Origin of the sequence: Streptomyces sp. NPDC051105, assembly GCF_040682795.1 — a bacterium.
Lineage (GTDB): Bacteria > Actinomycetota > Actinomycetes > Streptomycetales > Streptomycetaceae > Streptomyces.
On the sequence record NZ_JBFBBR010000020.1, the window covers coordinates 39442 to 65765 of the forward strand.

A 26324-nucleotide genomic window follows, 5' to 3' on the forward strand; every position below is an offset into this window, starting at 1 on the left:
TGCTGACTCCACCGTCGCACGATCAGGCGGTCGGGTTGATGAGATCGAGCGGCCCGGACAGCGCCGCGCGGACCTGGCGGGCCGTGTCGTCGACCAGTACCTCGGGCTCGTCGCGGACGATGGCGTCCATGGTCTGCGCCGCCACCTCGGCCGGGTCCGTCTTCGGTACGTCGATCTCCGCGGTTGCATCGGTGTCCACCCAGCCGACGTGCACGCCGACGACCAGGGTCCCCTGGTCCCGCAGGGCGATACGCAGCGCGTTGGTCAGCGACCACTGTGCGGACTTCGACGCCGCGTAACTGGGGAACCGGCTGTTCGGCCGCCAGGAAGCCACGGACAGCATGTTCACCAGGACTCCGCCGCCGTTGGCCGCGAGGACCGGCGCGAAGGCGCGGGAGACGGCCCAGGTGCCGAGATAGTTCACCTCCAGCTCCCGCCGGGCCCCGTCCAGGGAACCCTCCAGCAGGGGCGGGCCGGCCTGGATGCCCGCGTTGTTGATCACTATGGTCGCGTCGGAGGCCGTCCGCGCGGCGGCCGCGACCTGGTCATGGTCGGTGACGTCGAGGCGCAGCGGTTCCAGGCCGGGTTCGGTGAAGTCCTCGGGCCGGCGGACGCCCGCGTACACCTTGGCGGCGCCCCGGGCCAGCAGTGCACGCGAGAACGCCAGCCCGATCCCCCGGTTCGCTCCGGTCACCACCGCGACCGATCCCTCGATCTTCATGGCTGGACACCTCGTTTCGCCGCAGGGAACCCGTCATGACCAGTCAAAGCGCACTGGGCATCGCTGTCCACGCGGCCCGCCCATCACCTCTGTCATCGTCAGCTGAGTTTTTTCGTGAGACTCGCTATCGTAAGGACATGAAACGGACGTCGTTCGCCAAGTGGCCGTGCTCCATCGCACGGACCGTCGATCTGCTGGGTGACCACTGGACGCCGCTGGTGGTGCGGGAAGCGTTCTACGGGATCCGTCGCTTCGACGAGTTCCAGCAGGAACTGGGCATCGCCCGCAACACGTTGACCGACCGGCTGCGCCACCTGGTCGACGAGCGGATCCTGGAGAAACGGCTGTACGAGGCCGAGCCGCCACGCTACGACTACATCCTCACGGCGAAGGGGCGGGACCTGTTCGCCGTGCTCGCCGCCATGTCCGCGTGGGGCGATCGCTGGCTGGCCGGGGAGCGCGGGGTGCCCGTGGTGTTCCATCACGACGCGTGCGACCACGACACCACCGCGGAGGTGGTCTGCGCCCAGTGCCGGACACCGCTGCGGGCCGAGGAGACCTCGATGCGGATGGGGCCCGGCTATCCCGAACGGCTCAGGCAGCGGCCGGACGTACGACGGCGGTTCGGCACCAGCTGAGCACGGTGTGCCCTCTTGACAGGGAGAGTCTCATAAAGCAACTCTGACGTCAGACCCCTGACGGCGAGGAGGCCGACGACCTTGGAGTGGACGGGCGCACGCTACGCGGAGAAACCCACGGTCGAGGTGCGGACCTGGATCGACGCCCCACCGGAGAAGGTGTGGGCCCTGGTCAGCGACATCGAACTGATGCCGGACATGAGCGAGGAACTCCGGTCCGTCGCCTGGCTGGACGGCGCGGCCGGCCCGGCGGTGGGCGCGAGGTTCGTCGGCCGCAGCGAGCACGCGGCGTTCGGCACATGGGAGACCACGTCTCACGTGATCGAGTGCGAACCGTCGTCGGTGCTCGCCTGGGCCGTGCAGGACCCCGCCGAGCCCTCCGCGGTCTGGCGGTTCCGGCTGCGCTCCGAGAGGGGCGGGACCGAACTGTCGCAGTGGATGCAGCTGGGACCGGGGCGTTCGGGGCTGTCGGTGGCGATCGACCGGATGCCCGACAAGGAACAGAAGATCGTGTTCGTACGGCTGCGGGAGTTCGAGCGCGGCATCACCGCCACCCTCGCGCAGATCAAGCAGCGGGCGGAGGCGTGATGCGGACGGCGACCACGATCGAGGCCTCGGGCGGGGAACACTGGTCCCAGACGGGCGACTTCGTCGTCGAGTCGGAGAAGCTGGGCCTGGACATCTGCTGGGTCGCCGAGGCCTGGGGCTCCGACGCGCCCTCCGCGCTCGGCTACTACGCGGCGCTCACCGACCGGATGCTGCTCGGCTCCGGTGTCATGCAACTGGGCACCCGGACCCCGACAGCCGTGGCCCAGACGGCCATCACCCTCTCCAACCTGTCCGGCGGGCGCTTCCTGCTCGGCCTCGGCGCCTCCGGCCCGCAGGTGATCGAGGGACTGCACGGCGTGCCCTTCGCACGGCCACTGCGGCGTATGCGCGAGACGGTGGAGATCGTACGGAGGGTGCTCGACGGCGGCCGACTCGCCTACTCCGGCGCCGAGTTCAACGTCCCGCTACCCGACGGCGAGGCCGTTCCGATGCGGCTGTCGATGCGCGCCGAGCACGAGATCCCGATCTATCTCGCCGCCCTGTCCCCGGCCATGCTGCGGCTGACCGGCGAGGTCGCAGACGGCTGGCTGGGCACCAGCTTCGTGCCCGAGGGCGCGGCCGACGCCTACTTCGCCCACCTCGACGAGGGTCTGGCCCGCAGCGGTCGTACCCGCGCCGAACTGGACGTCTGCCAGGGCGCCGAGGTCGCCTTCGCGCCCGACGAGGAGGCGCTCGGCGCGATGGTCGCCGGACGCAAGAAGGAACTCGCCTTCAGCCTGGGCGGCATGGGGTCGGCGTCCACCAACTTCTACAACGGCGCGTACAGCCGCCAGGGCTGGGCCGAGGTCGCCGCCGAGGTCCACGAGCGCTGGCAGGCCGGCGACCGGGACGGCGCGGCCGCCCTCGTGACCGACGAGATGGTGCTCGGTACGACACTGATCGGCACGGAGTCCATGGTGCGCGAGCGGCTGGCCGTCTGGCGCGACGCCGGCGTCGACACGGTCCGTCTCTATCCGGCCGGCACGACCCTGGAGGACCGGCTCACCACCCTGGGCAGGGCGATCGAGTTGGTCCATGAGGTCGACGGAGCCCTCTGAGCCGACGGTGCCGTCCGGCGTCGGCCCCGCGACGCCCGGCACAAGGAGCGCTACGCCTCGCCGCCGTCAAGGGCGCTCGGCGCAGCAGTCGGCCGACCCTCGCCCGACTGCTGCGCCTCCCGCTTTTCCTGTATTTCCGGAGCCTCTCGGCCGATATACCGCGCGCATTCCAGGATTCTAAGGAAAACGACAGGTAATTCGCGCCCGCCGCCGAGCTGGGCCGACGAGATGATTTCGCAGCCTGCAATCTTAGATCCCGTGTCACCTCGGTTGACGGTCGCTCACCCCGATGCGACGCTCACGGCGCGCCGGCACAGCAATGTGCGTTCTTTTTCCAGGCGTCCGCTCGACCGCCCGCTCGACCCGCGTTTTCTCGCCATATACCACCGGGTCCAATTCGTGCGGTCAATTGATTTCAGCCGGAGGGGAGAAATCTTGACGCCGACCGATGACGACCGGACTCAGGACCGGACGACAGGGCAGGACCATGGCCGGCGGGAGCCCGCCGTGCACGGCCGACCCGGCCGGCGCCGCGGTGGCCGGCCTGGAGCAGCTGTACGGCGGTGACGTCGGCGGCTTCTTCCGGCTCGCACACCGGGGCGGCGCTGCGCCTGCTGACCGACTCGGTCACGGTCAAGACGGTGTCGATGGGCCGTCCGAGGGCGCCCACCACGTCGTACGACTTCCCCCTCGATCGCCACCGCCGACGTGCCGGTGCGGGTTCGGCAAGTCGTGACGGGGGCTTCGTCGGCGTCCCGCACACCGTGGTCGTCGATGCTGGAGAGCGGTGCCAGGAACGTGGCCGACGCCCGGAGTTACGCCCGTATCACGTACGAGGCGATGGGCTCCTCGTACGCCCGGGGCGCGGCCGAGACCGTCGCGGCCAAGATCACCGACCTGCTCCGCCCACCGCGCGGCCGACCCACCGTCGTACCTCCGTCGTACCTCCGTCGTACCCCTACCGATGAAGGAGTTTGTCTTGGTAACCAGGCGCACGCTCATCGCCGGCTCCGCCGGGATCGGCACGGCGGCCGCACTCGGCGGCACCGCCGTCGCGGCCGCCTCCCCCGACCCGACGGACCCGGTGCCCGGGGCCGGGCACATCGTCGGCGCCACCGCGATCACCAAGGTCTACGGCGTAGGGCAGAAGCTCATAGCGGTGGCGGTCGAGTACGACCGTGCCATCGCCGGCTCGTCCCTCTCCGCCTCGGCGTTCGCGGTCACCGACCGCACGATCACGAGGGTCTACGCCAACACCTCCGCCGCTCTCGCCGAGCGGGGCAGGGACGGCCGCCATGTCATCGTGGAGCTCTCCCCCGACGACAGGGCGGCCCTGCTGTGGGGCAAGGACGCGGTCGGCGCGTCGAGCAGCCCGGCCCCCGCCCCCAGCGGTTCGGGCGGCCCGGGCGCCGGCGGTCCGACGGCCGGCGACACGACCCCCGGCGGCCCCATCGTCCCCGCGAAGGCGACCGTCACCCAGACCGGCACGGTCACCACGACCCATGGCAGGTCCTACCCGCCGAGCGGCACGGCGGTGGCCACGAGTGCCGTGGTGAGCCCGATCGTCGACGACTTCGAGCAGTTCACCTTCGACGACCCGGAGACCGGCAGGTCGCTGAAGTACAACCTCTTCACGCCCAAGGGCTACGACCCGCGCAAGAAATACCCGTTGGTGCTGTTCATGCACGACGCCAGCGTCGTCAACGTCGACACCGTCGGCCCGCTGGTCCAGGGGCTCGGCGCGGTGTGCTGGGCGAGCCCCGAGGCCCAGGCCCGGCACGAGTCGTTCGTGCTCGCGCCCGAGTACGGCGAGGTCGTCATCGACGACACCTACCAGCCGACCTCGCTGTTCGAGACCACCGTGCATCTCGTCGAGGCGGTGTCGGAGCGGTACAGCATCGACACGAAGCGGCGGTACACCACCGGGCAGTCGATGGGCGCGATGCTGTCGCTCGGGCTGAACATCCGCTACCCGGACCTGTTCGCTGCCGCCTACATCGTCGCCGGGCAGTGGCCGGACAGCCAGGCCGCGCCGCTGGCGGAGAAGAAGCTGTGGATCGTCGTCTCGCAGGACGACGACAAGGCCTTCCCGGGCGAGAACGCCATCACCTCGGTCATCCAGGCGGAGGGTACCAAGGTCGGCACAGCGGTGTGGGACGCGGGCTCCACGGCCGCGCAGTTCGCGGCGGACGTGCGCAACCTGGAGAAGCAGCGGGCGCCCGTGAACTACGCGACCTTCCAGACCGGCACGGTCACCGGCACCACCGGGGCGACGAGCGCGCACATGGGCACCTGGCAGATCGCCTACTCCATCCCCGGAATCCGTGACTGGATCATGAAACAGTCCCTGTGACCCGACGAACGGGGTGCCCGCCGGCATACCACCGACGGGCACCTCGGCGTCTCCCGTGCCGGGGAATTCCTGGTCGGCGACCGGTCGGCCGGACCGTCGGGGCCTCGCGGCCGCCGGCCGCCGGCATTCCTCCTGACCGGCGGGCGGCCGGCGGCCCGCATGTCGCGTGCGTCTCACGCTGATCAGCCCGCTGATGCCGTTCAGCAGGGCGTCAGGATACGGGTCAGCCGGGGTTCGACGTGGACCACCGCGTGCGCCAACTCGGGGTCGCTTTCGTAGAGTTCGCGGAGAGCGGTGCCGGGTGCGGCCATCTGCCACAGCGCCCCGGCCATGCCCGTGGCCGTGGCGACCAGGTCCACGGCCACGCCCCTCGCCGATCCCGAGCGGACCGCGCGGCACGGTGGTGATCGAGGCGACCTCGGCGAGCGCGATCGGCGGAAGCGTAGCGCAACCCGGTCGCATCAACGGTCGCCTTCCTGGCGCACCCGTGTGCCGCCCATGACCGTTGGCCGGTCCGCCAACACCGATCGCCCCGCCCGCCGTTATAGGACACGCGGGGAACCTGTCGCAGATCTCTCGCGGAATTGTCCGTGATCGGTAACGGATGGATCCGGTGCCCGCCGCCTTCCGTCTGGACGGGTGCACGAGATCAACGGAACGACACAGATCGGGGCGGACGATGGCACGGCGCGGCGGACGAGGTTGGTACGGCCAGGTGGCCGCGGCGGCGATGGGGGTCACGGCGGTGGCCGTGGCCGCCTCGCTGTGGACCTCGCCGTCCGGTCCCGCCGACGGGAGTGCGGGAGCCGGGACTTCGGCGCACCCCGCGGCACCGGGCGCCGACCCGAAGGCGGCCGCGGTGTCGGTGGAGATCGCGCACGCCTCGGACCGCGGCGCCCGGGGCGTGAACATCACCATCGACGACGGCCCGGACCCGGTCTGGACCCCGCGGGTGCTCCAGGTACTCAAGGAGTACGGCGTGAAGGCCACGTTCTGCATGATCGGCCCGCAGGCGCAGGCGCATCCGGACCTGGTGAGGGCGGTGGTGGCGGCCGGGCACCGGCTGTGCGACCACACGGTGTCGCACGACGTCACCATGGACACCAAGTCCGAGGCCTACCAGTCCCAGCAGATCCTCGACGCGGAACGCATGATCACCGAGGCGTCGGGGGGTGTACGGCCGCTCTACTACCGCGCCCCGGGCGGTGCCTTCACCCCGTACAGCAGGAAGCTCGCCGCCTCCCACGGTATGCGCCCGCTCGGCTGGAACGTCGACTCGAAGGACTTCGAACGGCCCGGCACGTCCGCGATCATCGCCACCGTCAAGGAGGAGATGCCCAACGGGCCGACGATCCTCTTCCACGACGCCGGCGGCGACCGCTCCGAGACCGTGGCCGCCCTGCGCGAGGTGCTGCCCTGGCTCAAGGAACAGGGGTACGCGTTCGGCTTCCCGGTGCGGTGAGGCGGGCCGCGTCGGCTGTGGTGCGCCGAGTTCCGGATCGGGCAGACATCCGCTCCGGGGGGTGGCGGTCCGCACGGGAGCCGTATCGTCCCGGTAAATGTTGCGGACCGCCGGGTGGTGGCCGCATATGGGTGGTGTGCGCGGTGCGGCGGCGGGGCCGGCTGCCCTGGGCCAGCGGGAGGTGTACATGTCGGGGCGGGCACCGCGCTGGGTGACATGGTTGCGTGACCGGGACCCGGACCTCGCGGCGACCCGCCGGGCCGGGCGTACCGCGCTGGTGATGCCCGCTCTGTTCGCCCTGTGCGGCGAGGTCTTCCACAACCCGACGATGGCGAGCTTCGCCGCGTTCGGGACGTTCTCGATGCTGCTGCTGGTCGACTACTCCGGTCCGATGGTGGAGCGGCTGCGGGCGCAGGCGGCACTCGCGGTGGCGTGGCTGGTGCTGATCTGCGTCGGGACGCTGGCGGCGGCCGACATCCGGCTCGCCGTGGCGGCCACGGTCGTGGTCGGGTTCGTGGTCCTCTTCTCCGGTGTGGTCAGCTCGGTCCTGGCCGGCAGCTCGACGGCGCTCCTGCTGGCCTTCGTGCTGCCGGTCAGCGCACCGGTATCGCTGTCCCAGCTGCCCGACCGCCTCGCCGGCGCGGGCCTGGCGGCGGCGGTGGCGCTGCCAGCCGTCGCCCTGCTGTGGCCGCGCCCCGTCGCCGATCCGCTCAGCGCCCCGGCGGCCGCCGTCTGCCGGGCCGCCGCCGGATATCTGCGCACCCGCGCGACCGTGCCGGCCCCGGCCGGGTCGGTGCCCTTCGCCGAGCGGTGCAGAGCGGCGGCGGAGCGCACCTCCCGTACCGGCGCGGACCTGCGGGAAGCCTTCGACGCCACCCCTTATCGTCCCACCGGCCTGTCCGCGACCTCACGTGCCCTGGTCCGGCTGGTCGACGAACTCACCTGGCTGTGCGCCGTCCTCGTGGACCGCTCCGACTACACCGCCGAGCCCCCCGGCTGTGATCCGGCCGCCCACAGCGTGCGCCGCGCCGCGGCCCAGGTCCTGGAGGCGGCCTGCGACCTGCTCACGGACCTGACGGGCGACACCGGCCCGCTGCGGGTCCGCGCCGAGGAGCTGCGGGCGGCGCTGACCGGGATGGAGCACAGCTCCACCGTCCGGGTGCCCGCCGAACACCCGGGCGGGAACAGCACAGCGGAGATCTACGGGTTCATCGCCACGCTCGACGTGTCCTTCCGCACCCAGGAGCTCGGCTTCGCCGTGCTGCAGATCGCCGACAACGTGGACATCGCGGCCACCGCCTGGCAGCGCAGCTGGCCCGAACGGCTGCTCGGCCGTGACCCGGGCGCGCTGGCCGCACCGCTGGCCTCCGCACGGGAACGGGCCGCCGCCCATCTCAGGCCCGACTCGGTGTGGATGCACAACAGTCTGCGCGGCGGCGTCGGCCTCGGCATCGCGGTGTTCCTGGCCGGGGCGACCGGTGTGGGGCACTCGTTCTGGGTCCTGCTGGGCACCCTGTCCGTGCTGCGTTCCAACGCGCTCAGCACCGGGCAGAACGCCGCCCGTGCCGTCCTCGGCACGGTGGCGGGCTCGATCATCGGCGCCGGGCTGCTGCATCTGATCGGCCATCACGGCACCGCGCTGTGGTTCGTGCTCCCGGTGGCCATCCTCTTCGCCGGCATCGCGCCCGCCGCCATCTCCTTCGCCGCCGGGCAGGCCGCGTTCACCGTCACGCTCGTGGTGCTGTTCAACATCGGCCACGACCCCAACTGGCATGTCGCCCTGCTGCGCGTCCAGGACATCGCGTTGGGGTGTGCGGTCAGCATCGTCGTCGCCGTGTTCTTCTGGCCGCGCGGCGCCCAGGCCGCCGTCCACAAGGCACTCGCCCAGGCGTACGACGACAGCGCCCGTTACCTCGGCGGCGCCGTCGACTACGCCCTCGGCCACCGCCACCCCGCCGACCCGGATCCGCAGGGCCGGGAGGCGGCGGCCTCCGCCCGCCGCCTCGACGACGCGTTCCGCAGCTTCCTGGCCGAACGCGGCGCCAAGCCGCTGTCGCTGGCCTGCACGACCACCCTCGTCTCGGGAGTCGTCGGACTGCGCCTGGCCGCCGACGCCGTCGTCTCCCTGTGGCAGGGTGAGGACCTGGCGCGCCTCCAGGCCGTGCGGGCCGACGCCCACTCCGCCGTCCTCGGGTCGGCTGCCCTCGTCACCGGCTGGTACCACGGGCTCGCGGCCAGCCTCGGCGACCACTCCCCCGTCCCCGACGTCGTCCCGCTGCGCCCCGAGGGTGCCGCGCGGCTGGTGGAGTCCGTCCGCACCGAACTCAGCGACGGTCAGGGCCGGGCCACCCCGGTGGCGGTCCGGATCATCTGGACCGACGACCACGTCGACGCCGCCCGCCGCCTCCAGCCAGGCCTCGCGGACGCGGCGAAGGCCCGGACGGGGGCACACCACGGCTGGCTGCGGAAGAGGTCCACCGGCTGACCGCGGATCCGGCCGCCTGGTGTCGAGGCCGTCGCCGTGCGTCGGCTCAGTCCGCGTTGGGGCGGGCGAGGCCCTGGTCGTAGGCGAAGATCACGGCCTGGACGCGGTCACGGGCGCCGATCTTGGCCAGGACGCGGCCGACGTGGGTCTTGACGGTGGACTCGGACAGGACGAACCGGGCGGCGATCTCACCGTTGCTCCAGCCCTTGCCGATGGCGACGAGGATCTCACGCTCGCGGTCGGTGAGGGAGCCGAGTCTCGGGTCCTCGGCACGGTCTCCGCGGTGGGCGGGGACGTAGCGGGTGAACTCGTCCAGGAGACGGCGGGTGAGGGCCGGGGCGATGACGGCGTCCCCGGCGGCGACGGCCCGGATGCCGGCGAGGAGTTCCTCGGCGTGCGCGTCCTTGAGGAGGAAACCGCTGGCGCCGGCACGGAGGGCGGCGTGGACGTATTCGTCGAGGTCGAAGGTGGTGAGCACGAGGACACGCGAACGCTCACCGGCGGCGACGATCCGGCGGGTGGCCTCGATGCCGTCCATGCCGGGCATGCGGATGTCCATCAGGACGACGTCCGGGCGCAGTTCGGCGGCCTTGCGGACGGCCTCGGCGCCGTGCGCGGCCTCGCCGACGACGTCGGTCTCGGGGACGGAGTCCAGGAGCATGCGGAAGCCGTAGCGCTGGAGCGGCTGGTCGTCGACGATGAGCACGGTGGTCACCGGGCACCGCCCTGGGGGGTGAGGTCGAGGACCGCCTCGACGCTCCATCCTCCGCCACGCGCGGGACCCGCGCTGACGGTCCCGCCGTACAGAGCCGCTCGTTCCCTCATGCCCACCAGTCCGTGTCCTTCCTCGTTCGGGGGTCCGGACGGCGCCGCGGGGCCGGTGTCCTGGACCCGGATGGCCAGCCGGCTGTCCTCGACGAGGATCGCCAGGTGCACCCGGGTGCCGGCGTCGGCGTGCTTCAGGGTGTTGGTGAGGGCTTCCTGGACGATGCGGTACACGGTCAGCTGCACCCCGCCGTCCAGGGCGTCCACGTCGCCGGAGGTGCGGTAGACGACCTCCAGTCCGGCGGCGCGTACCTTGGCGCACAGCGCGTCGAGGTCCGCGATGCCGGGCTGCGGGCTCAGCTCCGGGCCGCCCTCGGGGCCGTCCGCCGTCTCGCGCAGCACGCCGAGGACGCGCCGCAGCTCGCCGAGGGCCTGCCGGCCGGTGTCACCGATGAGCCGCAGGGCCTCCTTGCCCCGCTCCGGCGCGATGTCGGTGGCGTAGGCGCCGGCGTCGGCGAGCGTGATGATGACGGACAGGTTGTGGCCGACGATGTCGTGCATCTCGCGGGCGACCCGGGTGCGTTCGGTGGCCGTGGCCAGCCGGCTGCGCTGGTCGCGCTCTATCTCGAGCTGGGCGGCCCGCTCCCGCAGCCCGGCGAGCTGGGCCCGGCGGATCCGTACCGTCAGGCCGAGCGCGAGGGCCGCGGTGGCCGTGCTCAGCAGGAAGAACAGCGCGTCCCAGACCGACACGACCGGCGAGACGCGCACCGCCACCAGCGCCATGGCGCCTGCCATGACCCCGCACGCCCACGGCAGCCGCCGCAGCCGCCCGTGCAGGGTCAGGCTGTACAGGGCGATGAAGAGAGCGACGTCCGCGCGCAGCGCCGCGCCCAGGGCCCACTGGACGACGAACACCGCGGCGATGACACCGAAGGCCACCTCGGGCCTGCGCCGCCGCCACAGCAGGGGCAGCACCAGGCCGACCTGCACCGCCAGCATGCCCACGACGGACAACTGGGTGAAGGCGAACCGGAAGTGGCGCGGGCCGTCGCCGTCACCGTCACCGTCGTGGAACAGGTCGGGCAGGCAGAACATCAGGAAGACCAGGACCACGACGGTGGCGTCCAGCACCCACGGATGCCTCCGGTCGGCCTGCCGCAACCGCTGGCCGCCCCGGGAGAGCCGGGCGACCAGCGGTACCGTCCCGCTGATGTCGTCGATGGTCATGGATGTCACGCTGCCATGGTGCGGGTGTCAGACGTCGCTGCGCGCGAGCCGGTACGCCGCGCCGCCCAGTGCCAGCGCCGTCCAGCACAGGAAGACCAGCAGTCCGGCGCCCGACGACAGGGTCGTGGAGTCGTGCGTGAGGGCGAACATCGACTCTCCCGCGTTGGACGGCAGGTAGGGGCTGATGTTGTCCTGCCAGGAGCTGGGCAGCAGTGAGATCAGGCCCGGGACCAGCATCAGGGTGGCCACCAGCACCGAGATCCCGCCGGCCACCGACCGCAGCAGCGCGCCCAGGGCGACGCCGATCACCCCGACCAGGCCGAGGTAGAGCCCGGCACCCAGCAGGCTCCGCAGGACGCCCGCGTGCGACAGGCCCATGGCCGCGGGCGTGCCCGACACGATCCCGCTGCCGAACAGGAAGGCGACGAACGCGCCCAGCGTTCCCACCACCAGCGCGACCAGCCCGAACACGGCCGCCTTGGACCACAGCACGGGCAGCCGGCGCGGCACCGCCGCGAGTGTCGAGCGGATCATGCCGGTCGAGTACTCCCCCGCCGTGACCAGCACGCCGAGGACGCCCAGGGCCAGCTGGGCGAAGTTGGTCCCGAAGAGCGAGAGGCTGACGGCCGTGGAGGAGGCGAAGTCGTGGTCCATGTGCCCGGAGTTGATCCCCGACTTGTAGCGGCTCGCGGCGATCAGCCCGAACGCCACCAGGAACAGCAGGCCGAGGCCCAGGGTGATCCAGGTCGAGCGCAGGGACCACAGCTTGGCCCACTCCGAGGACAGCACCCGCCGGCCGGTCACCCGGTAGGCGGGGCGGGCCGGAACGGTCCGCGGTTCCTCGACGGTCGCGGTAAGGGTGCTCATGCGGGCCTCCCGAGGCTCTCGATCCCGGTCGTGGAGCCGTGGTACTCCACGGCATCCCTGGTCAGGTCCATGAACGCCTCCTCGAGCGACACGGTCCGCGCACTCAGCTCGAACAGCGCGATCCCGTGCTCGGCCGCCTTCAGCCCGATCTCCCGGGCGGTCACCCCGGTCACCTGGAGTTCCTCGGAGCCGATCCGGCCGGTGATGTCGACGCCCGGTCCCGCCAGGACGTCCCGCAGCCGCGCCGGATCCTGCGTGGCCACCGTCACGGTGTCACCGCCCGCCTCGCGGATCAGATCCCCCACGGTGGTGTCGGCCAGCAGTCGCCCACGGCCCACGATGATCAGGTGGTCGGCCACCAGAGCCATCTCGCTCATCAGGTGCGAGGACACGAACACCGTCCGGCCCTCTTCGGCGAGGGCCTTGAGCAGGGTGCGGATCCAGAGCACGCCCTCCGGGTCCAGGCCGTTGACCGGCTCGTCCAGCATCACCGTCTGCGGATCGCCCAGCAGCGCCGCCGCGATGCCCAGCCGCTGACCCATCCCGAGGGAGAAGGCGCCGGCCCGCTTCTTCGCCACGCTGCCCAGCCCGGCCAGCTCGATGACCTCGTCGACCCGGCGGCGCGGAATGCCGTGGGTCAGCGCGAGGGCCCTGAGGTGGTGGTACGCCGAGCGGCCCGGGTGGATCGACTTCGCCTCCAGCAGGGCGCCGACCTCCTGGAGCGGTGCCTGGTGACGGGCGTAGGGGTGGCCGTTCACGGTGACGGTGCCGCTCGTCGGGGCGTCGAGGCCGACGATCATGCGCATGGTCGTGGACTTGCCGGCGCCGTTGGGCCCCAGGAAGCCGGTCACCGTACCCGGCTTCACGACGAAGTCCAGGCTGTCGACCGCCGTCTTCTCGCCGTACCTCTTGGTCAATTGCCGTGCGTCGATCATGCGCGTGTCTTTCTGTCGGCCTCCGGCGCCACTCGTTTCCGACGCCGCACGCCAACGCTAGGCGCCGGATCACCCCGATCCCGTGGTACCGGGAGGCTGACGTGGGCCGAGCGGGTGGTACCTCGGTACCACGCGACTACCTGGGTGCCTTCCGCGCCCGTCGCGCCACGGCCATCGCCCACGGCCGGCCGCACCGCCCGCCGCTGCCGCGCGGCCCGCCCGCGACGTACGACGCCCGCGCCCGCGTCACCGACACTGACGTCACCGGGCCGCGGCGGTGGGCGCCCCGGCCGGCGTGGGCGTCAGCGAGCCCAGATGGTTGAGTGCCGCCTTGCCGAGGCTGTATGCGGCCATGCTGGCGGTCGGTACGGAACGGATCCGGCGGTCACCCCGCCGCACTTCACCTCGAGACAGGCCCGCTCCGCCGGTGCGCCGTACCGCCGGATTCCCACGCCTGCCTCGCCGTTCAGCCCGGTCTCCACGCGCCCGGACTGTCTTGACGCCGTAAGAACAGCCGATCTACGGTGAGCGCGAGCCACGAGTTCCGGTGTCAAGCCCTGGCTGGCCGGACGGCAACCCTCGACGCAGTGGGGTGCCCCAGGTGACGGCTCGGCGGAACTCTTCTTTCTGCAAGTGCGCTCACATCGGCCGCGAGGCGGCCCGGAACCCGGGGGGACGGCATGGCGAGAGCCGTGATGCTGTGCTCCCGGCTCCATGTCGACCTGCTGCTGGTGTCCAGCTGTCTGTGTCAGGGCTGATCACGCCCTCCGTCGGCCGGCCGTGCTGCCGTCCGCCGGTGTAACCCCTCTCCCGCTTTCTCTCACACGACCTCGCATGCCATGGCACAGCCCCGTGCCATGGCTGCCTCACGCACCCCTGATGCGGAAGTAGAGACTCCTGATGGCACTTCACAGCGGCCCGGCGCCGAGCAGACCCCTGCGCTCCGGCCTCGGCGCGCTCTCCCTCGGCACCGCTTTCCTGGTCGCCCTGACGGGCTGCACCAGCAGCAAGGACGGCAGCACCGCGAGCTCCGCCGCGGCGATCACCGTCGGTACGACCGACCAGGTCACCAGCCTCGACCCGGCGGGCTCGTGGGACGCGGGCTCCGGCACGATCGAGAGCGAGGTCTAGGCGACCCTGCTCAGCCAGCAGAACGGCTCCGCGAAGGTCTCCCCGGACCTGGCCACCGGGATCAAGCTGACCGGGCCCAAGGAGTACACGGTCACGCTCCAGAAGGGCCTGAAGTTCGCCAACGGTCACGAACTCACCTCCTCGGACGTCAAGTTCAGCTTCGAGCGGGACCTGAAGATCGCCGACGAGAACGGCCCGTCGTCGCTGCTGTACAACCTCGCCTCGGTCGCCGCCCCGGACCCGGCCACGGTCGTCTTCACCCTCAAGTCGGCCGACGACACGCTGTTCCCGCAGGTGCTGTCCACGGCCGCCGGCTACGTCGTGGACGAGCAGGTGTTCCCCGCGGACAAGATCCTCGACGACAAGTCGATCGTCACGGCCGAGCCGTGGAACGGGCCGTACGGCATCAAGAGCTACGACAAGAACTCGCTGGTGTCCTTCACCGCCAACGCGGAGTACAAGGGCCGACTGGGGGCGCCGAAGACGAAGAACGTCCAGCTCAAGTACTACACGGACGCCGGCAACCTGAAGCTCGACGTCCAGCAGGGCACCATCGACGCCGTCTACCGCACCCTCACCACCGCCGACCTGGACGACCTCGGCAGGCAGAAGGGCGTCAAGGTCCACACCGGCTCCGGCAACGGCATCCGCTACATCGTCTTCGACCTCGCCACCCAGCCGTACGGCACCAGGACGAAGAACGCCGACGCGAAGAAGGCCCTCGCCGTCCGGCAGGCGGTCGCGGACTCCGTCGACCGGTCCCAACTCGCCCAGCAGGTCTACAAGAACACCTACCAGCCGCTCTACAGCTCCGTCCCGGACGGCCTGACCGGCGCCACCCCCTCCTTCAAGTCGCGCTATGGCGACAAGCAGGGCGGCCCCGACAAGGCCGCGGCGGCGGCCCGGCTGAAGGCCGCGAAGGTGACCACCCCGGTGACGCTCAACCTGCAGTACAACAGCGACCATTACGGCTCGTCGTCGGCCGACGAGTACGCGCTGGTCAAGACCCAGCTGGAAGCCACCGGGCTCTTCAAGGTGAACCTCCAGTCGACCGAGTGGACCCAGTACGGCAAGGACCGCGTCAAGCACCTCTACCCGCTCTACCAGCTCGGCTGGTACGCCGACTACCTCGACGCCGACAACTACCTCTCGCCCTTCTACTCGGCCAACAGCTGGGTCGCCAACGGCTACGACGACCCCGCCGTGCGCGCGCTGATCAAGAAGGAGGAGACCGAGACGGACGCCACGAAGCGGACCGGGCTCCTGAAGCAGACGCAGGACAGGGCCGCCGCCCAGGTGCCGCTGCTGCCGCTGCTCCAGGGCTCCACCGCCATCGTCACCCGCAGCGACGTCAGCGGTGTGCCGGCCGAGCTGGACGCGACGTACCAGTTCCGCTGGGCGGGGCTCTCGAAGAAGTGAGCACTCTGACGCAGGAGACCCCCGGCGCCGTCGCCACCCCGGCCGACGGCGCCGCCGGGTACGGGTTCGCCCGCTACCTGGTGGTCCGCTTCCTCCTCATCATCCCCACCGTACTGATCCTGGTCAGTCTGGTCTTCTTCCTGATGCGGCTGACCGGCGACCCGATCAGCGCCGCCTTCGGCGACCGCCTCACCCCGGACCAGCTCCAGGCCAAGCTCCACCAGGCGGGCTATGACCGGCCGTTGCTCACCCAGTACCTGGACTACCTGCGCTCGCTGGCCACCGGTGACTTCGGCCGCACGGTCACCGACAACGAGCCGGTGACGCACGTCCTGGGCACGTACGGAGCCGCGACCGCCGAACTCGCCTGCTACGCACTGCTGGTGGCCCTGCTGATAGGCGTCCCGCTGGGCATGGTGGCGGCCGCCCACCGCGACCGGGCACCGGACGCGGTCCTGCGGCTCTTCGCGATCCTGACCTACGCCACGCCCGTGTTCTTCGTGGGTCTGCTGCTGAAGCTGGTCTTCGCGATCTGGCTCGGCTGGCTGCCCGCGTCGGGCCGGGCGAGCACCGGCGTCCAGCTCTTCCTCCAGGACCAGACCAGCACGACGGGCGTGTACCTGATCGACGCCCTGCGCAGCGGCGACGGCACGGCGATCGCCGACGTGCTCGAGCACGCCGTGCTGCCCGGGCTGGCCCTGGGCCTGCTCGTGGCCGGCGTCCTGCTCCGGCTGGTGCGCACGAACCTGATCGGCACGCTCTCCGCCGAGTACGTCGAGGCCGCCCGCTCCCGAGGCGTGGCCCCGCTCCGCCTGGTCACCCGGCACGCCACCCGGCCCGCGCTGATCCCCGTCGTCACGGTCCTGGGCCTCCAGGTCGCCGGGCTGCTCGGCGGGGCGGTGCTGACGGAGACGACCTTCGAGTGGAAGGGCCTCGGCTACGAGCTCGCCCACTACCTGACGGTCCGTGACTTCCCGGCGGTGCAGGGCATCGTGGCCCTGTTCGCCGTCGTCGTGGCGGTGACGAACTTCCTCGTCGACGTCGTCGCCGCGCTGATCGACCCGCGAGTGAGGTACTGAGTCATGGCACTGGTTCTGGCACGACGGCTGCCGCTACGGCTGCGGACGGGCGCGGGAGTGCAGCGGGCCACGCTGCTCACCGGCCTCGTCCTGACCGGGCTGTTCGTCCTCACCGCACTGCTGGGGCCGTTGCTCGCCCCACACGGCTACGCCCAACTCCGCGACAGTGCGGGCCTGTTCGGCTCCCAGCAGCATCCGAGCGGCGCCCATCCACTGGGCACCACCATCGCCGGGTACGACGTCCTGTCCCGGACGGTCTGGGGCGCGCGGACCGCGCTGCTGATCATCGTCGCCGCGTTGCTGCTGTCGGTGGGGCCGGGCACCGTGCTCGGCCTGCTCTCCGGCTATCTCGGGGGCAGGCTGGACCGGCTCCTTGTGGGGCTGGCCGACGCGCTGTACGCGTTTCCGCCGCTGCTGCTCGCCATCCTCATGTCGCTCGTGATCAGCGGCGGCCGGTCGAGTCTCGTCGGCGGTCTCGGGGCGGCCGCCTGCTCGGTCGCGGTGTCCTTCGTACCGCAGTACTTCCGGGTCGTACGGGCCGAGGTGATCCGGGTGAAGGCCGAGCCGTTCGTCGACGCGGCCCGGGTGATCGGCACCGGGCCGTGGCGCATCATGACCCGCCACGTGCTGCGCAACTCGGTGCGCACCCTCCCGCTGATCTTCACGATCAACGCGTCGGAGGCCATCCTCACCCTCGCCGGCCTGGGCTTCCTGGGCTTCGGCATCGAACCCAACTCCGCCGCCGAGTGGGGTTACGACCTCAACCGCGCGGTCGCCGACGTCACTTCGGGCATCTGGTGGACGGCGATCCCGCCCGGCCTGGGCATCGTGCTCACGGTTCTGGGCACGACCCTGCTCGGCGAGGGTCTCACGGACCTGGCCGACCCGCGGCTGCGGCGCCGGACAGGTGCCTCCGCCCTGCCCACGGACGGAGCTGGGGACGATGACTGACCTGCTGCGCATCGAGGACCTGCACGTCGGCTTCGCCACCGACACCGGCTCGGCTGCCGCCGTCCGCGGGGTCAGCCTGTCCGTCGCCCCCGGCGAGGTGCTGGCCCTGGTCGGCGAGAGCGGCAGCGGCAAGACCGTCACCGCCCGGTCGGTCCTCGGCCTGCTGCCCGACACCGCGACCGTGGGTGGCCGGGTGCTGCTCGGCGACGGCACCTCGGAGCCCGAGGAGAACGTGCTCACCGCGTCCCCGGCCTGCCTGCGCGCCCTGCGCGGCACGCAAGCCGCGATGGTCTTCCAGGAGCCCTCCACCGCGCTGAACCCCGTCTTCACCATCGGCTGGCAGCTCACCGAGGGCCTGCGCGCCCACGGGCGCGGCGGTGGCAGGGCCGAACGGCGGGCGCTCGCCGTGGAGTGGCTCGACAAGGTCGGCATCCCCGACCCGGCCACCCGCGTCGACCACTACCCGCACCAGCTGTCCGGTGGTCAGAAGCAGCGCGCCGTCATCGCCATGGCCCTCGCCCTGGGCACCCGGCTCCTCGTCGCCGATGAGCCGACCACCGCCCTGGACGTCACGGTCCAGGCGGAGATCCTGGAACTGCTGCACCGCTGCCGCATCGACTTCGGCACCGCCGTGCTGCTCATCACCCACAACATGGGAGTCGTCGCCGACCTCGCCGACCGGGTGGTGGTCATGCGGGCCGGAAAGGTGGTGGAACAAGCGCCGGTGCGTGATCTGTTCGCGGCGCCCACCCATCCGTACACCCGGGAACTCCTCGCCGCCGTACCAGGTTTCGGTACCGGCGGACGTGCCGGGCCGGAGCCGGCGGACGGTGGGGTCCAGTCGGTCGTGCGGGCCTCTGGGCTGGTCGTCGACTACCCGGGGCGGCTGGGGCGCAAGGGCTTCCGGGCGGTGGACGGGGTGAGCTTCGAGATCCGGCCGGGTGAGGTGCTCGGGCTGGTCGGTGAGAGCGGTAGCGGCAAGACCACCATCGGGCGGGCCATCGCCGGGCTGACCGCGGTGACGGGCGGCCGACTGGAGCTGTTCGGCGAGCCGTTGACACGGACGTCACGGAAGTCGAGGACGGCCGGGCGCATCGGGTTCGTCTTCCAGGACCCCGCCACCAGCTTCAACCCCCTGCTGACGATCGCCGAGAGCATCGCGGAACCGCTCGTCGTGCACCGGCGGGAGCTGGGCGCGAAGGAGATCCGGGCGCAGGCCGAGTCGCTGCTCGAAGCGGTGCGCCTGCCACGCGCCTACGCGGACCGCTACCCGCACGAGCTCAGCGGCGGCCAGCGTCAGCGCGCCGGCCTCGCGAGGGCACTCGCGCTGCGGCCGGGGCTGCTGATCGCGGACGAGCCGACCTCCGCGCTGGACGTGTCCGTGCAGGCCAAGGTGCTCGATCTGTTCGGCGAGCTCCAGCGCGAACTGGGCTTCGCGGCGCTGTTCGTCAGCCACGACCTGGCCGTGGTCGAACAGGTCGCCCACCGGGTGGTGGTACTGCACCGGGGGCGGATCGCCGAGGAGGGCACCACCGGCCAGGTGCTCGGCAGCCCGCAGGACGCCTACACCCGCCGGCTCGTCGCCGCCCTGCCCGTGCCCGACCCGGTCCGGCAGGCGAGACGTCAGCAACGCCCCGTGGAGGAAGGAGTGGCCGGCTCATGACCGACGGCACACTGATCGAGGAAGTACTCAGCAGCACGCCTGTCTTCGACGGCCACAACGACCTGCCGGTGGCACTGCGCGCGCGGGCCGGCTACAGCGTCGAGGGGCTCGACGACGGCCGCCCGGAGCTGCATACAGACCTGCCCCGGCTGCGCGCCGGAGGGGTGGGCGCGCAGTTCTGGTCGGTGTACGTCTCCTCCAGGCTGTCCGAGCCCGAGGCGGTGGTGGCCACGCTGGAGCAGATCGACGCCGTCTACCGGCTCGCCGCCCGCTACCCCGACGCCTTGCGGATCGCCTACACCGCCGCCGACGTCGAGACGGCCTTCGCCGAGGGGCGCATCGCCTCCCTGATCGGTGTCGAGGGCGGCCACAGCCTCGCCGAGTCGCCCGGTGTGCTGCGCTCGTACGCCCGGCTCGGCGTGCGCTACGTGACCCTGACCCACAACGACAACACCTCCTGGGCCGACTCGGCCACCGACGAGCCGGTGGTCGGCGGTCTCAACGACACCGGCCGGGCGATCGTCGCCGAACTGAACCGCACCGGCGTGCTCGTGGACCTCTCCCATGTCGCCGAGTCCACGCAGCGCGCGGCCCTCGCCGTCTCCACCGCCCCGGTGCTGTTCAGCCACTCCTCCGCGCGGGCCCTCAACGACCACCCCCGCAACGTGAGCGACGAGGTACTGGAGCTGCTCCCCGGCAACGGGGGCGTGATCCAGCTGACCTTCGTGCCGTACTTCATCTCCGCCGACGTCGCCGCCTGGGGCCAAGCGCTCCAGGACGAACGCGCACGCCTGGGGCTGCCCGCCGTGCCCTGGAGCTGGCCGCGCGCACCACGCCCGGGCGAGGATCCGGCGCGGGTCGCCGAGGAGCACGCGGAGGCCTTCGGTGCGGCGCCCGACGACCGGTTGAAGAGCTGGCTCGATGCCCACCCCCGCCCCGACGTGACGGTCGCTCAGGTCGCCGACCACGTGGAGCACGCGCGTGCGGTGGCCGGGGTGGACCACATCGGTCTCGGCGGCGACTACGACGGGGTGGACCATCAGCCGACCGGCCTCGCCGACGTCTCGGGCTATCCGGTCCTGCTGCGTGAACTCGCCGACCGCGGCTGGTCGCGGCCCGAGCTGGAGGCCCTGACCGGCCGGAACGTCCTGCGTGTGCTGCGCGCCGCCGAGGAGTGGGCCACCGAGCCGCTGTGGCCCACGGTCCCGCTGCGCTGACCGATCGGTCCACACCGGCCGACGCCCCGGCGGGTGTGGACCGCGTCGCATGTCCTTGACACCCGCGGGGGCGGGCGACGTACGGTGAACCGATCGGTTTCGGACGGGTGGAGGCCCTTGATGCACGTATCCGGCGCGGCACCGCGAGGTGGGCGCTGCGGCGTGCGACTGATCATGCGCCGGCATGTCGACTACTGCCGCACCTGCTCCGCCGTCTGTCCTTCCGGACACCGCCTCTGACCCCTGCGGCCCGTCTCGCAACACGGTCCCGCAGGCCCGTTCGCAGGTCCCGTACGCCGTGGCCACGCCCAGTCCCGCGCGCCGTCGTCACACCCGGCACCTCTGGTCGTCGCCACGCCTTGCTCGTACGTCGTGGCTTCGTCCGGCTCTCGTCCCCTGCCGTCGCCCGGCTCGCTCGTCGTGGCCGGGCGGCCGCGAGTTCCCGTGTTTCCCGGAAGGAACGTCCCATGTCCGGCCCCGCCCTGCACCTCGCCGTCGAGATCGACGGTGACGGCGCCCACCCCGCGGCCTGGCGCCGCGCCGCCCACGCACCCGACCTGCTGCTCACCCCGCGCCGGGTGGCCGGGCTCGCCGCCGTCGCCGAGAACGCCGGGTTCACCCTGATCACCCTGGACGACGGGGTGCTGCCGCCCGGTGCCGCGCCGGATCCCGTCGGCCGGATCGGGGCGGTGGAGCGGGCGGCGTACGTCGCCGCGTCCACGAGCACGATCGGGATCGCGCCCGTCGTCCCGGTCACCTATGCCGAACCCTTCCATGTCTCCAGCCAGTTGGCGTCCCTGGACCACATCTCCGCCGGCCGCGCCGGCTGGGTGGTGACGGAGGAGGGCGACCCCAGGGCGGCCCGGGTGTGGGGGCGCCCTCTGGTCGCCGACGCGGCCGGGCGGGCCCGGGAGTCCCGGGACGGGGTGGAGGTGGCCCGCGCCCTGTGGGACTCGTGGGAGGACGACGCGGTCATCCGGTCCGTGGCCACGAGCCGTTACCTCGACCGCGAGCGGCTGCACTACATCGACTTCACCGGGGAGACCTACGCCGTCAAGGGCCCGGCGATCGTGCCGCGCCCGCCGCAGGGGCAGCTCGTCGTCCTGGGCCGGGCGGACCGGGTGCCCGCCGCGCGGCTCGACGTCGCCCTGGTCGAGGGCCGCGACCCGGCGTCGGTCGCCGCGGCCGCCGCCGGTGCCGGCACGCCCCGTGTCTTCGCCGAGGTCGAGGTGGCGCTGGACACGCCGGAGACGACCGGCGCCGAGCGCGTCGCCGACCTGGAACGCCATGCCCCGTGGGACGACCGCGGACGGCTGCGGCACGTCGGCTCGGCGGACGGACTGGTGGCTGTTCTCGATGAGTTGAGCCGTCACGTCCACGGGGTGCGACTGCATCCCCTCGTACTGGACGAGGATCTGCCCGTCCTCTCCCGCCTCGTCCTGCCGGCCCTGTCCGCGCGGCGCCTGGTCGCCCGCCCGCTGCCCGGCACGTCCCTGCGCTCGACCCTGGGTCTGGAGCGCCCCGCCAACCGTTTCGCGGCCGCGGCCGTCCAGGAGGAGACCCGATGACCCGCACCGACCCCCTCGACGTCCCCCGGCCGGACGCCCAGCTGCATTTCGGCGTGTTCTTCCAGGGCGTGAACCACTGGACCATCTGGTCCGCCCCCGACAGCGGCTCGCAGATCGACCCCGCCTCCTTCCGGCGGGTCGCCCAGGCCGCCGAACGGGGCCTGTTCGACGCGTTCTTCCTCGGTGAGGGACTGCGGCTGCGCGAGGTCGACGGCAGGATCCACGATCTCGACGTGGCCGGACGGCCCGATGCCATCACCCAGCTCGCGGCGCTGGCCGCGGTCACCCGCCGGATCGGCCTGGTCTCCACCTCCAACTCCACCTTCAACGAGCCGGCGGACCTCGCCCGCCGCCTCTCCGGCCTCGACCTCCTCTCCGAGGGCCGGGCCGGCTGGAACGTGGTGACCACCGACAACGCCTGGACCGGCGCCAACTTCCGCCGCGGCGGCTACCTCGACCACGCCGACCGCTACCGGCGCGCCGAGGAGTTCCTCACCGTGGCCCGCGCCCTGTGGGACGGCTGGGACGATCGGGCGGTCGCCACGTCCGTGGCCGCGCCCGCCTGGTCGGTGCCCGGCGCCGTACGCCAAGTACGCCACCGGGGAGCGCAGTTCGACGTCGATCTCGCCCCCACCCTGCCGCGCAGCGCCCAGGGCCACCCGGTGATCTTCCAGGCCGGTGACTCGGGCGAGGGGCGCGACTTCGCCGCCCGCAACGCCGACGTCATCTTCTCCGCGCACGGCGACGACTTCGACGACGCGCTGGCCTTCGCCGAGGACATCCGGAGCCGGCTGCGGGCGGTCGGGCGGCCCGACGACGACCTGCGGATTCTGCCCGGCACCGAGATCATCATCGGCGCCACCGAGGAGGAGGCGCAGGAGAAGAAGCGCTGGATCCGGCTCCAGCAGGTCACGCCCGCCACGGCGCTGGGGATCGCCGGTCTGCTGTGGGGCATCGACCTGTCCGACCGTGACGCCGACGGGCCGCTGCCCGCGGAGGACCCGGTCGTCGCCGAGAACGACGGTTCCTTCGGGGCGCGGCGCATCGCCGATCCGCGCACGGTGGTGGCCGAATGGCGGGCGAAGGCGGAGGCGCACGGCTGGTCGCTGCGCGAGACCGTCATCGCGCTCGGTCCGCAGCGTGGGCACGTCGGCACGCCGTCCGGCCTGGCCGACAAGTTCGCCCGGTTCGTGCGGCACGGCGCGGTCGACGGCTTCAACGTCACGCCGTACCTCATCCCCGACGGCCTCGACGACATCGTCGACCTGCTCGTCCCGGAACTCCAGGAACGCGGGGTCTACCGCACCGCGTACACCGGCAGCACACTGCGCGAACACCTCGGCCTGCGGGCACCGCTCACCCACCGCTCCGCACCCGAGCGACGGCAGGCCGGCTGAACACGTCTCCCCCCGTCGCACCGGACCGGCACCGGCTCCTCGCTCGCCGGAGCGACGGGGGAACGCACCGCCCGGCTCAGCCCGCCCCGTGCCCCGTGAACGCGAGCACGGTCTTTCCGTGGGTCCGCCCGGCCTCGTGACGGCGGTGGACCTCGACGACGTCCGACGACGCGACGACGGTCGGCGGGGTGTAGGGCAGTTCGCCGGAGGCCAGCGCGGACAGCGCCCTGGAGAGGTGTTCGCCGATGGTGGCGGGGGAACGGCGGGCGACGTCACCGATGTTGTATCCGGCGATGGTCTTGTTGTTCTTCCACAGGTCCCAGACGTCCGCCGTCCAGTCGGCGTCACGTCCGAGGTCCCCGTAGGTGACCACCCGGCCGAAGGGGGCCAGTACCCGCAGGCCGGCGTGGCGCACCGGACCGCCGACGGGGTCCAGCACCAGGTCCACCCCGCGCCCAGCGGTGGCCTCCCGGACCGCGTCCTCGAAGTCCTCCCGGACGAACAGGGCGTCGTAGCCCAGTTCGGCGGCCAGTTGTGTCTTCGTCGCGGAGCCGACCGTGCCGAAGACCCGGGCGGCGCCACGCGCTCGCGCGATGCGCGCGGCGGCCGAACCGACTCCGCCGGCCGCGGCATGGATCAGGACCGTGTCGCCCTCGTGGAGCCGCCCCGCCTCCGTCAGCACCCCGTAGGCCGTCGGATAGACGCACGGCACCCCGGCCGCGTGCGCGAGCGGAAGCACACCGACCGGGCGGACGAAGTCCGTGTCGACGACGGCGAACTCCGCGTATCCGCCGAAGGCCGGAAGGTAGGCCGCGACCTGTTCGCCGACAGCCGGACCCGTCGCCCCGCTGCCGAGCGCTGCCACCGTGCCGGAGACTTCCAGCCCGGGCACGTCGTAGCCGCCGGGGCCGTCGGGCTCGCCGAACTCGCCCCGTCGGTGCTGGACCTCGGCGAAGTTCACACCGGCGTACGCGACCTCGATCAGCACCTGACCCGGGGCCGGCCGCGGGGTCGGTACCTGGATCTCTTCCAGGACTTCCGGTCCGCCGTTCGACTTGAATCCGTATGCACGCACGTGGCGTCCTTCTCTACTCGATCGATGCGCAGGCCCGAGGCCATCCCGCGGAGCGCCGTTGCTCCATCACCCCGACTCGCGGTCCCCACAGGTGTCCTGACGACCCGAAACCCTTCAGCGGCAACATCACGAAGCGCTTCGCCATTCCGCTCGGGGGCCAGGATCGTCCGGGTCACCGGCAGGTCCGGCGCCGTACGGACGCGTCCCGGTCACGCTGCCGGTCGAGCACGTCGTCGGCCGGGCAGCGGCCACGGCTGACATAGCGGTCGGTGTAGGCGGCGACGGCGTCCATGACCCTGGTGCTCGCGCCCAGCCGGGGCAGGACGTCCAGCGCCGCGCCGAAACAGGTCACGGCAGCCCGCTTCAGCTCCGGGTCGGCAAGCCCGTGGCGCGCCGCGTCGGCCCACAGCGGATTGTGCGGAGCCGGGGTCCCGGCGGCCCGCTCGACCAGGGGCTCCACCGCCCGGTTCGCGATCGCCGCGGCACCGGGGTCGTCGAACAGGGCCGTGGCCACGGCGAGCGGCACGATCCACCCGTCGTCGCCGGGCTGTGCGTCGATCATGCGCAGTTCCAGGTATCCGCGCGGCCTGACGGGCGGAAACAGGGTGCTGATGTGATAGTCGAGGTCCGCGTGGGTCGGCGGGCGCATGGTGCGCGAGCGGGTCCACTCGCGGAAGCTCACTTTGTCCGGCACCTCCCAGGGACCGTCCCGCCGTACGCACATCACCGGTGCGTCCAGGACGCGCCGGACCCAGGCACGGCGCGGGTCGGGGACCAGGGAGGGCCCGCCGGCCCGTCCCGGATCGACTTCCGCCCACATCAGCTGCCGCGTGGACAGCCAGCCCGTGGCGCGCCCCTCAGCCATGGGCGAGTTCGCGAACGCCGCGACCAGGACCGCGCCCAGGTGGTGTGCCAGCCACCAGCGGCGCGCGAATCCCATGACGCCGGGTTCCTCCCGTCCGGCGTCGAGGCAGACCTGGACGGAGGCCGAGGTACACATCAGGGTTCGTCCCGCCGGACCCGTACGGTCGAGGCAGGCCTCCATGGCGTCGTAGCGCCGCTCCCGCAGGAACCGGCGGGGCGGCTGCCAGGGATCGACGCCCATCCCGGCCAGGGTCAGGCCGTGCGCGCGCAGCGCGGTGCGTACGGCCGCAAGATCGGCGGAGACCTCCGAGACGCACTGGGCCAGCGACGGGGCCGGCCGGGAGCTCAGCTCCACCTGACCGCCGGGCTCGACGCTCAGCCCGGACGTCAGCGGGAGGGTTCGCAGTACGGCGTGGGCCGCTTCCAGGTCTTCCCGGCCCACGACGTCGTGCGGCGCACGCTCCCGGTGGACAAGCCATTCCACCTCGACACCGACGCTGCGCGGCGGGCCCGTCTTGAAGCAGATCCCCTCGACCAGCACCTCCGCCTCGTGTTCGGAGACAGCAGGACCATCAACGCCGCACTCCGGTGAAACCGACATCCGGGAGCCTCCTGAGCCGCCTCAGGGCCGTCGGGGATCCGACGTCCGGTACGCGCCGCCGTATCTGCTGCCAGAGTCCGCCGTCCCGCCCTGTCATGACAAGAGCGCACTTTCCAGACACCTGGGCGTGCGGCACCCCGCGACGGGCGTCTCGGGAGGTGCCGGGCCGCCCTCAGCCCGTCGCGGGCCCGCTGTCGGTGTCCCGGCGTACCTTCTGGCGGATACGCGTGTCCCGGCCGTGGTCGTGGTGCCCCAGCACG

Annotated in this window: 21 protein-coding genes, 1 pseudogene and 1 riboswitch; of the genes and pseudogenes, 14 read left to right on the top strand and 8 right to left on the bottom strand. The window is 72.1% G+C overall.

Annotated elements, in window-relative coordinates; all coding sequences use genetic code 11:
* Window positions 1-22 precede the first annotated feature (22 nt).
* The gene (locus AB0N16_RS35905; RefSeq protein ID WP_365804205.1) at window positions 23-721 is read right to left on the bottom strand and encodes an SDR family oxidoreductase; all 699 of its coding nucleotides are present in this window, start codon (window positions 719-721) and stop codon (window positions 23-25) included.
* A 137-nt stretch (window positions 722-858) separates the two neighbouring features.
* On the opposite strand from AB0N16_RS35905, the gene AB0N16_RS35910 reads away from it, so the two are divergent.
* The 4 genes from AB0N16_RS35910 to AB0N16_RS35925 all read left to right on the top strand — a co-directional run bounded on the left by AB0N16_RS35910 (window position 859) and on the right by AB0N16_RS35925 (window position 5358).
* Window positions 859-1359 (top strand): helix-turn-helix domain-containing protein, encoded by a 501-nt coding sequence (locus AB0N16_RS35910; protein ID WP_365804207.1) that lies wholly within the window; start codon window positions 859-861, stop codon window positions 1357-1359.
* Between the two features lie 81 nt (window positions 1360-1440).
* Window positions 1441-1947 carry an SRPBCC family protein gene (locus AB0N16_RS35915; RefSeq protein WP_365804209.1) on the top strand — a complete coding sequence of 169 codons (507 nt, stop codon included), beginning with the start codon at window positions 1441-1443 and terminating at the stop codon, window positions 1945-1947.
* The gene (locus AB0N16_RS35920) at window positions 1947-3005 is read left to right on the top strand and encodes an LLM class flavin-dependent oxidoreductase (protein WP_365804211.1); all 1059 of its coding nucleotides are present in this window, start codon (window positions 1947-1949) and stop codon (window positions 3003-3005) included. Before AB0N16_RS35915 ends, AB0N16_RS35920 begins: the two co-directional genes overlap by 1 nt.
* Before the next feature lie 979 nt (window positions 3006-3984).
* Window positions 3985-5358, top strand: coding sequence for an alpha/beta hydrolase-fold protein (locus tag AB0N16_RS35925; RefSeq protein ID WP_365804213.1), 1374 nt, complete (start codon window positions 3985-3987; stop codon window positions 5356-5358).
* A 200-nt stretch (window positions 5359-5558) separates the two neighbouring features.
* On the opposite strand, the pseudogene AB0N16_RS35930 reads toward AB0N16_RS35925, so the two are convergent.
* A pseudogene (locus tag AB0N16_RS35930) lies at window positions 5559-5720 on the bottom strand (TetR/AcrR family transcriptional regulator); the annotation flags it as partial.
* A gap of 317 nt (window positions 5721-6037) precedes the next feature.
* On the opposite strand from AB0N16_RS35930, the gene AB0N16_RS35935 reads away from it, so the two are divergent.
* Together AB0N16_RS35935 and AB0N16_RS35940 are read left to right on the top strand one after the other, a co-directional pair.
* On the top strand, window positions 6038-6820 hold the full coding sequence (locus tag AB0N16_RS35935) for a polysaccharide deacetylase family protein (protein WP_365804215.1): 783 nt from the start codon (window positions 6038-6040) through the stop codon (window positions 6818-6820).
* Between the two features lie 97 nt (window positions 6821-6917).
* A complete protein-coding gene (locus AB0N16_RS35940) occupies window positions 6918-9305 on the top strand; it encodes an FUSC family protein (protein WP_365804217.1) in 2388 nt (795 codons plus the stop codon).
* 46 nt (window positions 9306-9351) lie between these two features.
* Here the strand turns inward: AB0N16_RS35940 and AB0N16_RS35945 are convergent, their stop codons facing one another.
* From AB0N16_RS35945 to AB0N16_RS35960, 4 genes are read right to left on the bottom strand one after another with little or no spacing between them, the layout of a single operon-like run.
* Window positions 9352-10020, bottom strand: a complete 669-nt coding sequence (locus AB0N16_RS35945; protein ID WP_365804219.1) for a response regulator transcription factor — start codon at window positions 10018-10020, stop codon at window positions 9352-9354.
* The gene (locus AB0N16_RS35950; RefSeq protein ID WP_365804412.1) at window positions 10017-11297 is read right to left on the bottom strand and encodes a sensor histidine kinase; all 1281 of its coding nucleotides are present in this window, start codon (window positions 11295-11297) and stop codon (window positions 10017-10019) included. The genes AB0N16_RS35945 and AB0N16_RS35950 overlap by 4 nt, the downstream gene beginning before the upstream one ends.
* Window positions 11298-11324: 27 nt before the next feature.
* Entirely contained in the window at window positions 11325-12164 is an 840-nt protein-coding gene (locus tag AB0N16_RS35955) for an ABC transporter permease (protein ID WP_365804221.1), read from the bottom strand.
* Complete coding sequence (locus AB0N16_RS35960) at window positions 12161-13099, bottom strand: ATP-binding cassette domain-containing protein (protein WP_365804223.1); 939 nt, start codon at window positions 13097-13099, stop codon at window positions 12161-12163. Before AB0N16_RS35960 ends, AB0N16_RS35955 begins: the two co-directional genes overlap by 4 nt.
* A 533-nt stretch (window positions 13100-13632) precedes the next feature.
* Window positions 13633-13741, top strand: a riboswitch (SAM riboswitch).
* Window positions 13742-13999: 258 nt separating this feature from the next.
* Between AB0N16_RS35960 and AB0N16_RS35965 the strand changes: the two genes are divergently transcribed.
* The 8 genes from AB0N16_RS35965 to AB0N16_RS36000 all read left to right on the top strand — a co-directional run bounded on the left by AB0N16_RS35965 (window position 14000) and on the right by AB0N16_RS36000 (window position 23524).
* Window positions 14000-14230, top strand: a complete 231-nt coding sequence (locus AB0N16_RS35965; protein WP_365804226.1) for a hypothetical protein — start codon at window positions 14000-14002, stop codon at window positions 14228-14230.
* Between the two features lie 66 nt (window positions 14231-14296).
* Window positions 14297-15649: an ABC transporter substrate-binding protein gene (locus AB0N16_RS35970; protein ID WP_365804414.1), complete on the top strand. Its 1353-nt coding sequence runs from the start codon at window positions 14297-14299 to the stop codon at window positions 15647-15649.
* Complete coding sequence (locus tag AB0N16_RS35975) at window positions 15646-16728, top strand: ABC transporter permease (protein WP_365804228.1); 1083 nt, start codon at window positions 15646-15648, stop codon at window positions 16726-16728. The genes AB0N16_RS35970 and AB0N16_RS35975 overlap by 4 nt, the downstream gene beginning before the upstream one ends.
* Before the next feature lie 3 nt (window positions 16729-16731).
* Window positions 16732-17679: an ABC transporter permease gene (locus AB0N16_RS35980; protein ID WP_365804230.1), complete on the top strand. Its 948-nt coding sequence runs from the start codon at window positions 16732-16734 to the stop codon at window positions 17677-17679.
* Complete coding sequence (locus AB0N16_RS35985; RefSeq protein WP_365804232.1) at window positions 17672-19342, top strand: ABC transporter ATP-binding protein; 1671 nt, start codon at window positions 17672-17674, stop codon at window positions 19340-19342. The genes AB0N16_RS35980 and AB0N16_RS35985 overlap by 8 nt, the downstream gene beginning before the upstream one ends.
* Window positions 19339-20559 carry a dipeptidase gene (locus tag AB0N16_RS35990; RefSeq protein WP_365804234.1) on the top strand — a complete coding sequence of 407 codons (1221 nt, stop codon included), beginning with the start codon at window positions 19339-19341 and terminating at the stop codon, window positions 20557-20559. Before AB0N16_RS35985 ends, AB0N16_RS35990 begins: the two co-directional genes overlap by 4 nt.
* A 467-nt stretch (window positions 20560-21026) precedes the next feature.
* The gene (locus tag AB0N16_RS35995) at window positions 21027-22127 is read left to right on the top strand and encodes an LLM class flavin-dependent oxidoreductase (protein WP_365804236.1); all 1101 of its coding nucleotides are present in this window, start codon (window positions 21027-21029) and stop codon (window positions 22125-22127) included.
* Entirely contained in the window at window positions 22124-23524 is a 1401-nt protein-coding gene (locus AB0N16_RS36000) for an NtaA/DmoA family FMN-dependent monooxygenase (protein WP_365804238.1), read from the top strand. The genes AB0N16_RS35995 and AB0N16_RS36000 overlap by 4 nt, the downstream gene beginning before the upstream one ends.
* Before the next feature lie 76 nt (window positions 23525-23600).
* Here AB0N16_RS36000 and AB0N16_RS36005 read toward each other — a convergent pair whose 3' ends face one another.
* Window positions 23601-24599, bottom strand: coding sequence for a zinc-binding dehydrogenase (locus AB0N16_RS36005; RefSeq protein ID WP_365804240.1), 999 nt, complete (start codon window positions 24597-24599; stop codon window positions 23601-23603).
* 172 nt (window positions 24600-24771) lie between these two features.
* Window positions 24772-26064: an ergothioneine biosynthesis glutamate--cysteine ligase EgtA gene (egtA, locus tag AB0N16_RS36010; RefSeq protein WP_365804243.1), complete on the bottom strand. Its 1293-nt coding sequence runs from the start codon at window positions 26062-26064 to the stop codon at window positions 24772-24774.
* Between the last annotated feature and the right edge of the window lie 260 nt (window positions 26065-26324).